Genomic DNA, 12,634 nt, shown 5'->3' on the forward strand with positions numbered 1-12,634 from the left:
GGCGTGACCCGCGAAGGGATCAAGCTTGACGGCCTTCGCGGGGCACGCCGCCCCCAACCTCCACCCCCTACAACCGCCCCAAAAGCTTGTCCAAAGTCAACGGCAGATCCCGAACCCGAACCCCCGTAGCGTGAAACACCGCATTACCCACAGCCGCCGCCGTCCCCACGATCCCGATCTCACCCATCCCCTTGGACCCCATCGGATTCACGTACGGATCGTGCTCGTCCACCCAGTACGCCTCCACCGAACCCACGTCCGCGTTGCTCGCCACGTGATACTGGGCCAGGTCCTGGTTCACCACGTGACCGAACCGGTGATCGAGCACGCTGTGCTCGTGCAACGCCATCGACAGCCCCATGGTCATGCCGCCGATGAGTTGTGACCGACCGGTCTTCGCGTTGATCACCTTCCCGACGGCGAAGACACCGAGCAGCCGGGTCACCCGTACCTCACCGGTCTCCGGGTGTACGCGTACCTCGGCGAACTGGGCGCCGAAGCTGTCCATCGCGAACTTGCCGACGTGCGGGTTCACCGGCATCGCCGCCTCGACCTCCAGCCCGTCCGGCGGCACCTGCCCGCCGTACCGGTCGGCCAGGGTCCGGCGGAACTGTTCGGCCGCCGCCACGATCGTCGACCCCCAGCAGGTGATCCCGGTCGAACCACCGGCCCCCGTCGCCATCGGCAGGACGGTGTCCCCGATGGCGAGATCGATCCGGTCGACCCCCACCCCCAGCGCGTCGGCGGCGATCTGGGTCAGCGCGGTCCAGGCACCGGTGCCGATGTCGGCGGCGGCGATCTCGACCGCGTACCGAGCGTCGGTGCCGAGCCGGATCCGGGCCACCGAACCGGGGAAGCTCAGCACCCCGTACGTCGACGCGGCCACCCCCGTACCGACCAGCCAGCCCGCCTCCCGGCGGCTGCCCGGCGTCGGATCGCGCCCCTCCCAGCCGAACCGGCGGGACCCCTCACGCAGGCACTCGACCAGGTTCCGGCTGGAGAACGGCAGGCCGGTGGTCGGGTGCACGCTCGGCTCGTTGAGGATCCGGAACTCGATCGGGTCCATCCCGCAGGCGATGGCCATCTCGTCCATCGCCGACTCCAGCGCCCACATCCCCGGCGTCTCCCCCGGCGCCCGCATGATGCTCGGCGTCGGTACGTCCAACGCCGCCAGCCGCTGCGAGCTGCGCCGGTGCGGGGCGGCGTAGACGCTCTGCGTCATCCGGGTGGCGTGCTCGGCGAACTCGACCACCCTGGAGGTCTGCTCCACCGAACCGTGCTCGATCGCCACCAGCCGGCCCGCGCCGTCGGCACCGAGCCGGACCCGCTGGATGGTCGGGGAGCGGTAGCCGACCTGGGCGAACATCTGCTGGCGGGTGAGCGCGAACTTCACCGGCCGACCGGGCAGCATCCGGGCGGCCATGACGGCCAGGACCACGTCCGCGCGCGGCAGCACCTTGGAGCCGAATCCACCGCCGACGTGCCGGGAGATCACCCGTACCTGGTCGGCTTCGAGCGCGAACAGGGCCATCACCACCTGCTTGACCCGGTAGACCCCCTGGCTGGAGACGTAGAGGGTGAGCCGGTTGTCGGTCCAGTGCGCGACGGTGCTGTGCGGCTCCATCGGATTGTGATGGACCATCGGCGTGGTGTACGTGGCGTCCAGGGTGACCGCGGCCGTGGCGAGCGCGGTGTCGACGTCTCCCTGGGTGGTGTTCATCGGGAACTGCGGCAGCACCTGCGCCGGCACCGTGAAGTCGTCCCGGTCCACCCGCAGGTCCAGGTCGGGCTGGCCGGCGGCGTAGGTGAACCGGACCAGGCCGGCGGCGTACCGGGCGGTCTCCGGGGTCTCGGCCAGCACCGCGCCGATGAACTGGCCCCGGAAGGCGACCCGGTCCGACTGGAGGATGACGTGCTCGCCGCTTTCCACCTTGTCCAGCCGGGGCGCGTTGTCGTGGGTGAGTACGGCGACCACCCCCGGTTCGGCGCAGGCGGCGACGGTGTCGATCGCGGTGATCCGGCCGGTGGCGATGGTGGACTGCACCGGGTAGAGGTAGAGCGGTGCCTCGACCGGGTGTTCGAAGGCGTACCGGGCCAGGCCCCGTACCTTGTCCGGGCCGTCGATCCGGCTCATCGGCCGACCGATCGCCCGTGGCGTGATCGTCATCCGCGCTCTCTCCCGTCGGTCGCGCCCGGTCGTCCGGCCCGGTCTCCCCCGCTCACCGGCCGTCCTCGGCCAGGTCCTCGGTGAGGTCGAGCAGGGTACGGATGATGACCGCGCGGGCCAGCGGCACCTTGAACGCGTTGCCGGGCAGCGGACGCGCGGCGGCCAGTTCGGCGTCGGCCGCCTCGGCGAAGCTCTGCTCGGTCGCCGGGGCGCCCCGGAGCAGGTCCTCGGCCCGGTTGGCCCGCCACGGCTTGTGCGCCACCCCGCCGAGGGCGAGCCGGACGTCGCGTACGACGCCGTCCACCACGTCGACCGCCGCGGCCACCGAGACCAGGGCGAACGCGTACGACGCCCGGTCGCGGACCTTGCGGTACCGGGAGTTCGCGGCGAACCCGAGCGGCGGCAGCTCCACATTCATGATCAGCTCGCCGTGGCGCAGGACGGTGTCCCGGCCGGGCTCCTCGCCGGGCAGCCGGTGCAGCTCGGTGAGCGGGATGCTCCGGTCGCCGTCCGGTCCCCGGGTACGCACCACCGCGTCGAGCGCGGCCAGCGCGACCGCCATGTCCGACGGGTGGGTGGCGACGCACTCCGAGGAGGCGCCGAGGATCGCCATGTCCCGCTGGTGCCCCTCGCGGGCCGAGCACCCGGTGCCGGGTACCCGCTTGTTGCACGGGGTGGTGATGTTCTGGAAGTACGGGCAGCGGGTGCGCTGGAGCATGTTCCCGCCGGTGGTGGCGAGGTTGCGCAACTGGCCCGAGGCACCGGCGAGCAGCGCCTGGGAGAGCACCGGATAGCGGGTACGGATCGTCGGGTCGGCGGCCAGTTCGCTGTTGCGTACCGCCGCGCCGATCAGGATCCCGCCGTCGGGCAGGTCCTCGATCCGCTCGGAGGTGAGCCGGCGTACGTCGACCAGCAGTTCCGGTGTGGCCACTCCGAGCTTCATCAGGTCGACCAGGTTCGTCCCGCCGGCGAGGTACGCCCCGTACGGCGCCTCGGCGAGCATCCGTACCGCCTGGGGTACGTCCTGGGCGCGGGCGTAGCGCAGCGGCCTCATCGCCGGGCCACCCGGGCGATGGCGGGGACGATGTTGGCGTACGCCGCGCACCGGCAGATGTTGCCGCTCATCCGTTCCCGGATCTCCGCCTCGTCGAGCACCACCTCGACGTCACCGGCGGCGGTCACCGCGCTCGGCCACCCGGAGTCGACCTCGTCCAGCATGCCCACCGCGGAGACGATCTGGCCGGGGGTGCAGTAGCCGCACTGGAAGGCGTCGCACTCGACGAACGCCTCCTGCATCGGGTGCAGGTTGCCGTCGACGGCCAGCCCGGCGGCGGTGGTGATCTCCGCTCCGTCGTGGGCGACGGCGAGGGCGAGGCAGCTGTTGGACCGCCACCCGTCGAGCAGGACCGTGCAGGCTCCGCACTGCCCGTGGTCACAGCCCTTCTTGGGGCTGGTGATGCCGAGTCGCTCCCGCAGCGCGTCCAGGAGCGTGGTCCGGGTGTCCACCCCCAGCGTGTAGACGGTCCCGTCCACCCGCAACGTCACTTCGGTATCCACTGCCCGCCCCTCGCCCCACCAACGGATGCACGAATCACCTGAAACTAGCCCAATCCAGGAACCCGAACACCCGTTTCCTCACCTGCCCTCCCCCTCCGGGGGTCAGGGGCGGGCGAGGAGGAGGGGGATGGTCATCTCGGCGGCGGTCCAGGAGCCGTGGTACGCCACGAGGTTCGCCTCGATCGGGGCGTCGGTGCGGGTGGCCAGGACCGCGTACGAGTCGCGGCAGCAGACGACCACGTCGCCGATCCGGGCCAGGTGTGCCTCCGGCACCGGGCCGAACCAGCCGGCGGCGACCGCCTCCGCCCTCGGCGCCACCCACGCCGCCGGTCCCAGCACCTCGGTCCAGGCTGCCAGCACGTCGTCCACCGCCCCCGGCAGGGCGTGCAGGTAACGGACCCGTGGCTCACCCGCCGCCACCCGTACCCCGGCCCGCAGCCGCGGATCGAGATCGAGATCGAAGCGCCGGTCCGGCGGAACGTTGAGCTGCCCGTGGTCGGCGGTGACCAGCAGCGCGGCATCGGCCGGCAGCCCGTGGACCAACCGGTCGAGCAGCCGGTCCAGGTCGGCCACCGCCTCCCGCCAGGCCGTCGAGTCGACCCCGGACAGGTGCCCGTGCTTGTCGATGTCCGGGTGGTAACCGGAGACCAGGGTGGGACCGGGACCGGCGGTCAGCGCGGCCAGCATCTCGGTGGCCAGCGTGTCCACCTCGGCGGCGCCCCGGTAGACACCACCGGAGTTGGCCGCCACCGTCAGGCCGCTGCCGGCATGCTCGGGACGGCTCACCACGGTCACCGCCACCCCGGCCGCCTCGGCCAGTTCGAACTGGGTCGGCAACGGCTGCCAGGTGCGGGGATCCGGGTCCGGGGCCCGGGGGTCGTCGGCCGTACCGGACCAGTTGATGTGGGTGAGCACCCGGTCGGTGCCCGGCACGTTGACCCGGAAACCGAGCACCCCGTGCGCCCCCGGCGCCGCCCCGGTGCCGAGACTGACCAGGCTCGTCGGGGTGGTCGACGGGAACCCGCTGGTGAGCGGCCGACCGGTCCGGGCCGCCAGGTCGGTCAGCACCGGCGCGTACGGGGCCGCGGTCGGCAACTGGTACCAGCCGAGTCCGTCGACCAGCAGGACCGCGATTCGGCGTACGCCGGCGAGTTGGGCGGTCAGCCCCAGCGGATCGGTGGCCCCCGGCACCCCGAGCACCGCCAGCACGCTGGGCAGCAGGTCGGCGAGACTGTCCCCGCCGTACTCCGGTCGTACCTGGTCGAACGGACCGTGGGCACCGAACGGCAGCGTCACCGCACCGGGCCGGGCGGCGGGGTCGGGCCGGGCCGAGGGACCGGTCATTCGGGGCGGCGGGCGAAGAGATGCAGTTGGGCGGCCATGTCCCGGTAGGGAGGCAGGGCCGCCGCGGCGATCTCCAGGTCCAGCAGCGCCTGCGGGTCACCGTCGGCAGCGGCGGCGGGAATCAGATCGGCGAAGACGCGTACGCCGTGGGTCTGCTCCACCCGCAGCCCGGCGGCGCCGAGCAGCGCGGCGGCGGTCTCCGCGTCGTAACGCCGTCGCAGGGTGTCCCGTGGCCCGGCGCACCCGTCCGGGTCGGCGAGCAGCGCGGCGGCGACGTCGAGGTGCCCGTTCATCGCCCGGCTCAGTACGGCCGCCGCCCGGCTCGCGACCAGCACACTCGCCGCCCCGCCGGGGCGCAACGCGGTCGCCACCGCCGCCACCACACCGGCCGGATCGTCGACCACCTCCAGCACGGCATGGCAGAGCACCAGGTCGGCGCCGGCCGGCTCGACCAGCCCGGCGAGAGCGTCCCCGTCCCCCTGGACGGCCAGGATCCGGTCGGCCACCCCCGCCTCGGCGGCCCGCCGGGTCAGCGCGGCGAGTGCGTCCGGGCTGGCATCGACCACGGTCACCCGGTGCCCGGCCTCGGCCAGCGGTACGGCGAAGCCGCCGGTGCCGCCGCCGACGTCCAGGACGGTCAGGGTCCGCCCGGCGAGCCGGTCGAGTTCCCGGCGCAGCACCGCCCAGACCACTGCCGTACGCGGGGCCGGGTACGGTCCGGTTGCTGGCGCCGGTCGGCCGCGCACCGCGCCGGACCCGATCTGTGTTCGCTCCACCCGGACGAGCCTAGGCCACCCCCTCGCGCGGGGGTCAGCGGAAGTCGCGGGACGCGGGCGTGACCGGGGCGGTGATCGTGTCCAGCCGGTCGGCGATCAGGTTCGTCACCCCCTCGGCCCGCTCCAGCCGACCCCGCACCACCAGGGCGTTGCTGGTCCGGGCCACCTTCCGGTAGCGCTGCCACAGCCCCGGTGAACAGATCACGTTGAGCATGCCGGTCTCGTCCTCCAGGTTCAGGAAGGTCACCCCACCGGCCGTGGCCGGCCGCTGCCGGTGGGTGACGATGCCGCCGACCCGGACCCGCCGACCCGACTCCACCTGGCCCAGCTTCGCGATCGGCACCGCGTCGAGCGCGTCGAGCCGGTCCCGGACGAACCGGGCCGGATGGTTCTCCGGGGAGAGCCCGGTGGCCCACACGTCGGCGACCAGCCGGTCCACCGCCGACATGCCCGGCAGGGTGGGCGCGGTCGCACCGGCCACCGTGCCCGGCAGCCGGCCCGGCTTCTCCTGCGCCGCCGCACCGGCCGCCCAGAGGGCCGCCCGCCGGCTCAGCCCGAAACACGCGAAGGCGTCCGCCGTGGCCAGCGCCTCCAACTGCGCGGCCGGCAGGCCGACCCGGCGGACCAGGTCCGGCATGTCCGCGTACGGGCCGTGCGCGGTCCGTTCCGCCTCGATCCGCTCCGCCAGGTCGACGCCGACGGTGCGGACCCCGGCCAGTCCCAGGCGCACCGCCGGGCCGCCCAGCCCCCACCGGTGCGACGGCTCACCGGGCCCGCTGCCCCACCTGGTCTGCGGGGTGGACTCCAGCACCGCCCGGGCGCCGCTTGCGTTGATGTCCGGCCGGCGTACCTCGACCCCGTGCCGGCGGGCGTCGTCGACCAGGGTCTGCGGCGAGTAGAAACCCATCGGCTGGGCGTTGAGCAGCGCGGCCAGGAACGGGGCCGGGTAGTAGCGCTTGAGCCAGGAGGAGGCGTAGACCAGGTAGGCGAAACTCATCGCGTGGCTCTCCGGGAAGCCGAAGCTGGCGAACGCGGAGAGCTTGAGGAAAACGTCGTCGGCCAGCTCACCGGTGATGCCCCGCTCGGCCATGCCGGCGTAGAGCCGGTCCCGGATCCGGTCCATCCGCTCGGTCGACCGCTTCGATCCCATCGCCCGGCGCAACTGGTCGGCACCGGCCGCGTCGAAACCGGCCAGGTCGATCGCGAGCTGCATCAACTGCTCCTGGAACAGCGGCACCCCGAGCGTCTTCTCCAGCGCGTTGCGCATCAGCGGATGGGCGTACGTCACCTCCTCCTGCCCGTTCTTGCGCCGGATGTACGGGTGCACCGAGCCGCCCTGGATCGGGCCCGGCCGGATCAGCGCCACCTCGACCACCAGGTCGTAGAACTCGCGGGGCTTGAGCCGGGGCAGGGTGGCGATCTGGGCCCGGCTCTCCACCTGGAACACCCCGACCGAGTCGGCCCGGCAGAGCATGTCGTACACCTCGGGGTCGTCCAGCGTCATGCTGCTCAGGTCGAGGGTGGACCCGATCATGTCGTACGCGTAGTGCAGCGCGGAGAGCATGCCGAGCCCGAGCAGGTCGAACTTGACCAACCCGGCGTTGGCACAGTCGTCCTTGTCCCACTGGAGCACACTGCGGCCGGGCATCCGCCCCCACTCCACCGGGCAGACCTCGATCACCGGCCGGTCGCAGATCACCATGCCGCCGGAGTGGATGCCCAGGTGCCGGGGGAAGGTCTGCAACTCGTTGGCGTACGCGACGACGTGCTCGGGGATCTCCTCGACGTCCACGCTCGCCACCTCACCCCACCGGTCGATCTGCTTGCTCCAGGCGTCCTGCTGACCGGGCGAGAAACCGAACGCCTTGGCGATGTCCCGCACCGCCGACCGGGGCCGGTACGAGATCACGTTCGCGACCTGCGCGGTGTGCTCCCGGCCGTACTTCGTGTAGATGTACTGGATCACCTCCTCCCGCCGGTCGGACTCGATGTCCACGTCGATGTCGGGCGGCCCGTCGCGTTCCGGGGCGAGGAAACGCTCGAAGAGCAGGTGGTGCCGGACCGCGTCGACGTTGGTGACCCGCAGCGCGTAACAGACCGCCGAGTTCGCCGCCGAGCCGCGCCCCTGGCAGTAGATGTTGTTCCGCCGGCAGAACGTGATGATGTCGTGCACCACCAGGAAGTAGCCCGGGAAACCCAACTCGTCGATCATCTTCAACTCGTGTTCGAGCTGCTCGTACGCCTGCGGGTGGGCCTCGCGCGGGCCGTAGCGCTCCAGCGCCCCGTCCATGGTCAACCGGCGCAGCCAGGTCATCTCGGTGTGCCCGGACGGCACCGGGTGGGCGGGTAGGTCGGGCGCGACCAGTTGCAGGTCGAAGGCGAGCTCGGCACCGAACCGGGCGGCCCGCGCCACCGCACCGGGGTAGGCGGCGAACCGGGCCGCCATCTCGGCCCCACCGCGCAGGTGGGCGGTGGCCGCCGCCGGCAGCCACCCGTCGAGTTCGTCCAGGCTGCGCCGGGCCCGTACGGCCGCCAGCGCGGTGGCCAGCCGCCGCCGCGACGGGGTCGCGTAGTGCACGTTGTTGGTGGCCACGGTCGGCAGTCCGGCGCGGGCGGCCAGGTCGGCGAGGGCGTCGTTGCGGTCGGAGTCGGTCGGGTCGCCGTGGTCGGTCAGCTCCACCGCCACCGTCTCCGCCCCGAACAGCGCGGTCAACCTGTCCAGTTCCCGGGCCGCCGCCTCGACCCCGTCGGTGAGCAGCGCCGCCGGCACCGGCCCCTTGCGGCACCCGGTGAGCACCAGGACGTGGTCGCGCAGGTCGGCGGCGATCTCCTCCAGGTCGGCGCCGATCAGCGCACCGGTGTCGACCAGCGGAAGGGTGTCACCGGTACGCCCCGACCGGGACCGTCCGCCGGTCCGCCCCGACCGGCCGCCACCGCCCGCGCCCGTCGTGCCGGGGCCGCCGCCGGTGGTGTCACCCCCCGGCCCGTTCCGGTGGGCGCCGTAGACCGGACGGCCCTTCTCGCCGCCGCGCAACTGGGCACGGGCGATGGTCCGGGCCAGCCGGGCGTACCCCTCCGGGCCGTGCGCGAGCACCAACAGGTGCCGGCCGAGCGGATCCGGTTCACCGTTGGCCGGTCCGGGCAGGCCGAGGGAGAGTTCGGCACCGAAGATGGTGGGCAGGTGCAGGGCCCGAGCCGCCTCGGCGAACCGGACCACACCGTAGAACCCGTCGTGGTCGGTCACCGCGAGCGCGGTCAGCCCCAACCGGGCCGCCTCCTCGGCCATCTCCTCCGGGTGGCTGGCCCCGTCGAGGAAGCTGAAGTTGGTGTGCGCGTGCAGTTCGGCGTACGGGACGGTGCCGTCGGGGGGCGTGATCGGCCGTGCCGGTGAGGCGTAACGCTCCCGCCGCCGGCTGGCCGGTGCCTCGTCGGCGAGCGGGTCCACCACGTGCAGGTGACCGGCCGGCCCGTCGCCCGCCTTACGCCGGCCCGACAGCGTACGTTCCAGCTCCGACCAGGGCATCTTCGGGTTGTGGAAGCTCACCGGTGAGCACCCGCTTCCCGCTCGGCGGTGTGGTCAGTCATAAACCGCCTCCACCGCCCACTGGCCACCGGCGAGGGAGAGCAGCAGCGCACCCCCGTCGGCGAGCCGGACCTGGAAGCGTGCCCGGCGCCGGGACTCGGCCGGCGCCCACCAACGCTCGTCCAGCGGCCAGGGCCCGGCCCAGCCGACGATCTCGACCGGCGCGGCGGCGCCCACCACCAGCCGGACCGGGGCGGCACTGACCTGCAACCTGGCGGTCACCGTGACCGGTTCACCCGCGTCGTCGTAGACCGCGGCCGGCAGCGGCGCGGCCAGCACCACCGCCGGTGCCGGCGGCGGCAACCGCCCCGGCCAGGGCGGCTCCGCCGGTCGACCGGGGGTCCGTTCGTCGCCCCACGGCACCAGCCGGGCCCGGTCGGCGTCGGACCGCCCACCGCCCAGCACGGCGGTGAGCACCGACTCGGGGCCGAGGATGCCCTGCACCCGGCTCAGCGCCCGGTGCGCCCGGTCCCGCTCGACGCCGGTCTCGCCCCACAGTCCCGGCTGGAGGCCGGCCTGGGCCAGCAGCCCGTCGGGGATCAGCCGGAGCCGGATGATCCCCGAGGTCGGCCGGGACGGTGCGATCCGCCCGCCGGTACCGGGGCGCCGGTTGGTCCCGGAGAGCCAGCCGTCGAGCTGCCAGCGCACCCGGTCGGCGATCGCGGCCGAGGTGAGCAGCCCGTCGTGCCGCCAGACCCGGTGCAGTTCCTGGCCGTGCTCGGTGACCGCCTCGATGCCGAGCCGGGTGCAGGCCAGGGCGTGTCCGGCGAGGGTCTCGTGCAGCCGTTCGGCGAGGGCACGGGCGGCGAACGCGGCGGCGTCGACCCGGTCCAGCGCTTCGTCGTACGTCTCGGTCACGGCCAGGTCGGGCGGCGGGCGGCGGACCGCGAGCCGGCGGTGGTCGCGGCCGGCCGCGAGCTGGTGGGCGAGCGCGGCGTCGAACCCGAACCGGGCCAGCACGTCGCCTGCGGGCAAGGCCGCGAAATCGGCCAGGGTACGCAGCCCGAGCCGGCGCAGCAGGTCGGTCAGGGACGGTCGGCCGAGTGCCTCCACCGGCAGGTCGGCCAGGAACTCCGGAGCACCGCCGGGCGGGACGATCTGCCCGGTGCGGGCGGCCAGGCCTGCGGCGAACAGCCCGTCGGCGATGCCGATCTGGCTCTCCACCAGGCAGGTCTGGGCGACGTGCTCGACGATCCGCTCGGCGGCCTGTTCCTCGCCACCGAAGTAGCGGGCAGGGCCGCGAGCGGCGAGCGCGCAGACACCCGGCCGGATCACCTCGACCCCGGCGGCCACCTCCTCGATCGCGGCGACCACCGACTCGAAGGCGCGGGCGTCCCGACCGGGATCGTGGTCGACCGCGATCAGTTGCGGGCAGCGGCTCTGTGCCTCCCGTTTACGCAGCCCACGGCGCACCCCTTCGGCACGGGCGGCGGTGGAGCAGGCAAGGACCCGGTTGGCGTGCAACACGGCGACCGGGGCCGACGCCGGCACCCCGTCGACGATCTCGGCCGCGATGACCGGCCAGTCCGGGCACCAGACGAGCAGCGTGCGCACCGGTGCCGGCCGCCCGGTCTCCCCCGTCCCGCCCCCCATCACGCCCCTCTCGACCAGCCCGTCGAGCCACCTTAGAACATGTGTTCGATTCTAGTTTGGCGGGGCTGCCCGCGCTGCCCCGTCCCGGGACGCGCACGGTCGGGCGCCTCACGGCCCGACCAGGGTGAGCGGGGTACGCCGGGACACCGGCTCCGGCCAGGTCGCGGACGATCCGGCCGTCCGGGTGCCACCGACCGGCTTGACCACACGGGTGGCGTCGTCGCCGGGCATCCAGACCTTGATCTCCTTGGGACGGGCGGCGGCACCCCGCCCCCGGGCGGAGACGGTCACCTCGCGCCGGCGCAGCCGACCCCGCCCCTGGCCGAGCCCCTCCCACGCCCCCGCGACCACCCGGAGGGTGACGTCGGCACCGGCCCACTGCCCGTACGGGAGGAGCACGCTGCCGCGCTGCCGGGCTCGGGCGGCCAGTCGGTCGGTGACCGTGGCGCTGACCGTGCCCGGTACGGCGATGACCACCACGTCGACCCCGTCGATCAGGGCGGCGACCACGGTGGCCCACTCCGGGCCGGGGTGCGGTACGAGGGCGAGCCGATCCAGCGCGATGCCGAGTTCGGCCGCCGCGACCATGCCGAGAGTCGGTACGCCGACCACCGCGCACCACGAACCGGCGCGAGATGCCTCGGCGAGCAACGCCAGCAGGAGTGAGGTGCCGCCACTGCGGGCCGGTTGGCCGGTGCCGACCGCCACCGTGCTGCCCCGGCGCAGTCCCCGGTTGGGCAGCAGGCCGATCAGTTCGGGCAGCACCGGCAGCGTCCGGTAGGCACCGGCGGCGTCCGGGGCGCTCGCCGGCCGGACCAGGTCCGCCAGCGCGGCCGACCCGACCGTCATCCGGCCCGCCATGGAACTCACCCATCCCCGTTGAAGTGTCTGTGCCGCTGCTACCGCCGATCGGTCCGTGCCAGTTCGGTCGCCGCTACCGCCGGTCGGTCCGTGCGGGTCCGGTTGCCGCTCAGGCGGCGAGTCCGTCGATGGCGGATTGGTGGGACAGGCCGAGCGCGGCCTCGACCACGGCCACGAACTGCTCGGCCGAGCGGAGCAGGTCGTCGGCCTCCCGGGCGGTCACCACCCGGGGGATGCCGGCCTCGGCGGCGGCCCGTTTGGTCGCGCCGGTGGCGAAGTAGGTAGCCCACTCCCCCAGCTCCGGTGCGACGAGCACGAGCAGGGCCCAGACGCTGGTGACCCGGTTGCGGCGGGTGGGTGCGGGACGGGCACGGGCGGCGAGCATCGCCGCGGCGGCGCGCAGGGCGGCCAGGTGCGCCGCCGCGTACCGCAGCCCGTCGGGTCGGGTCTGGGCGGCTTCCGCCAGCCCGCGCCGGGCAATCATGAGCAGCTGGGCCGGAGTCCGGTGCGGCAGTATGTGCGCCGGCACCGTCGGCACCTGAACCGGGCTGGTCGGCATGGGACTCTCCTCCGCGTCGCCGCCGTGTCGCCACCGGTCGGGCGGGGAGCCCGGATGGCCACGCACTGTCGAATAGCCCGCTGCGGAGGAAGACGCACCGGTGGTGCCGGCCGGATGTGGGTGCTTCCCCACACCGCACCCGGCCGGCTGACCCGGCGGGGTCACCGCCCGCCGCCCGGGGGTCGTGGGCGGCG

Annotated in this window: 8 protein-coding genes and 2 pseudogenes; all 10 read right to left on the bottom strand. The window is 73.8% G+C overall.

Annotated elements, in window-relative coordinates; genetic code table 11:
* Positions 1-67 precede the first annotated feature (67 nt).
* The 10 genes and pseudogenes from ACWEFB_RS36255 to ACWEFB_RS36300 all read right to left on the bottom strand — a co-directional run bounded on the left by ACWEFB_RS36255 (position 68) and on the right by ACWEFB_RS36300 (position 12,440).
* Positions 68-2,167, bottom strand: a complete 2,100-nt coding sequence (locus tag ACWEFB_RS36255; protein WP_452292775.1) for a xanthine dehydrogenase family protein molybdopterin-binding subunit — start codon at positions 2,165-2,167, stop codon at positions 68-70.
* Between the two features lie 52 nt (positions 2,168-2,219).
* Positions 2,220-3,221, bottom strand: coding sequence for an FAD binding domain-containing protein (locus ACWEFB_RS36260; protein WP_452292776.1), 1,002 nt, complete (start codon positions 3,219-3,221; stop codon positions 2,220-2,222).
* Entirely contained in the window at positions 3,218-3,724 is a 507-nt protein-coding gene (locus tag ACWEFB_RS36265) for a 2Fe-2S iron-sulfur cluster-binding protein (protein WP_452292777.1), read from the bottom strand. Before ACWEFB_RS36265 ends, ACWEFB_RS36260 begins: the two co-directional genes overlap by 4 nt.
* 102 nt (positions 3,725-3,826) lie before the next feature.
* Positions 3,827-5,068 (bottom strand): alkaline phosphatase family protein, encoded by a 1,242-nt coding sequence (locus ACWEFB_RS36270; protein WP_452292778.1) that lies wholly within the window; start codon positions 5,066-5,068, stop codon positions 3,827-3,829.
* On the bottom strand, positions 5,065-5,844 hold the full coding sequence (locus ACWEFB_RS36275; protein ID WP_442791982.1) for a methyltransferase domain-containing protein: 780 nt from the start codon (positions 5,842-5,844) through the stop codon (positions 5,065-5,067). The genes ACWEFB_RS36270 and ACWEFB_RS36275 overlap by 4 nt, the downstream gene beginning before the upstream one ends.
* A gap of 34 nt (positions 5,845-5,878) precedes the next feature.
* Positions 5,879-8,683: pseudogene (locus tag ACWEFB_RS36280) on the bottom strand (error-prone DNA polymerase); the annotation flags it as partial.
* Positions 8,684-8,842: 159 nt separating this feature from the next.
* Positions 8,843-9,388, bottom strand: a pseudogene (locus ACWEFB_RS36285) (PHP domain-containing protein); the annotation flags it as partial.
* A gap of 33 nt (positions 9,389-9,421) precedes the next feature.
* Positions 9,422-11,020 (bottom strand): DNA polymerase Y family protein, encoded by a 1,599-nt coding sequence (locus ACWEFB_RS36290; RefSeq protein WP_452292779.1) that lies wholly within the window; start codon positions 11,018-11,020, stop codon positions 9,422-9,424.
* Positions 11,021-11,128: 108 nt separating this feature from the next.
* Positions 11,129-11,881, bottom strand: a complete 753-nt coding sequence (locus ACWEFB_RS36295) for a hypothetical protein (protein ID WP_326563213.1) — start codon at positions 11,879-11,881, stop codon at positions 11,129-11,131.
* A 109-nt stretch (positions 11,882-11,990) separates the two neighbouring features.
* Positions 11,991-12,440 (bottom strand): SAV_6107 family HEPN domain-containing protein, encoded by a 450-nt coding sequence (locus ACWEFB_RS36300; protein WP_452292780.1) that lies wholly within the window; start codon positions 12,438-12,440, stop codon positions 11,991-11,993.
* Between the last annotated feature and the right edge of the window lie 194 nt (positions 12,441-12,634).

This window comes from Micromonospora sp. NPDC004704 (genome assembly GCF_053601675.1).

Excerpts from the sequence above, each read along its gene's own strand:
- ACWEFB_RS36295 (WP_326563213.1), bottom strand. The coding sequence starts at position 11,881 with ATGGCGGGCCGGATGACGGTCGGGTCGGCCGCGCTGGCGGACCTGGTC.
- ACWEFB_RS36255 (WP_452292775.1), bottom strand. The coding sequence starts at position 2,167 with ATGACGATCACGCCACGGGCGATCGGTCGGCCGATGAGCCGGATCGAC.
- ACWEFB_RS36270 (WP_452292778.1), bottom strand. The coding sequence starts at position 5,068 with ATGACCGGTCCCTCGGCCCGGCCCGACCCCGCCGCCCGGCCCGGTGCG.
- ACWEFB_RS36300 (WP_452292780.1), bottom strand. The coding sequence starts at position 12,440 with ATGCCGACCAGCCCGGTTCAGGTGCCGACGGTGCCGGCGCACATACTG.
- ACWEFB_RS36260 (WP_452292776.1), bottom strand. The coding sequence starts at position 3,221 with ATGAGGCCGCTGCGCTACGCCCGCGCCCAGGACGTACCCCAGGCGGTA.
- ACWEFB_RS36290 (WP_452292779.1), bottom strand. The coding sequence starts at position 11,020 with ATGGGGGGCGGGACGGGGGAGACCGGGCGGCCGGCACCGGTGCGCACG.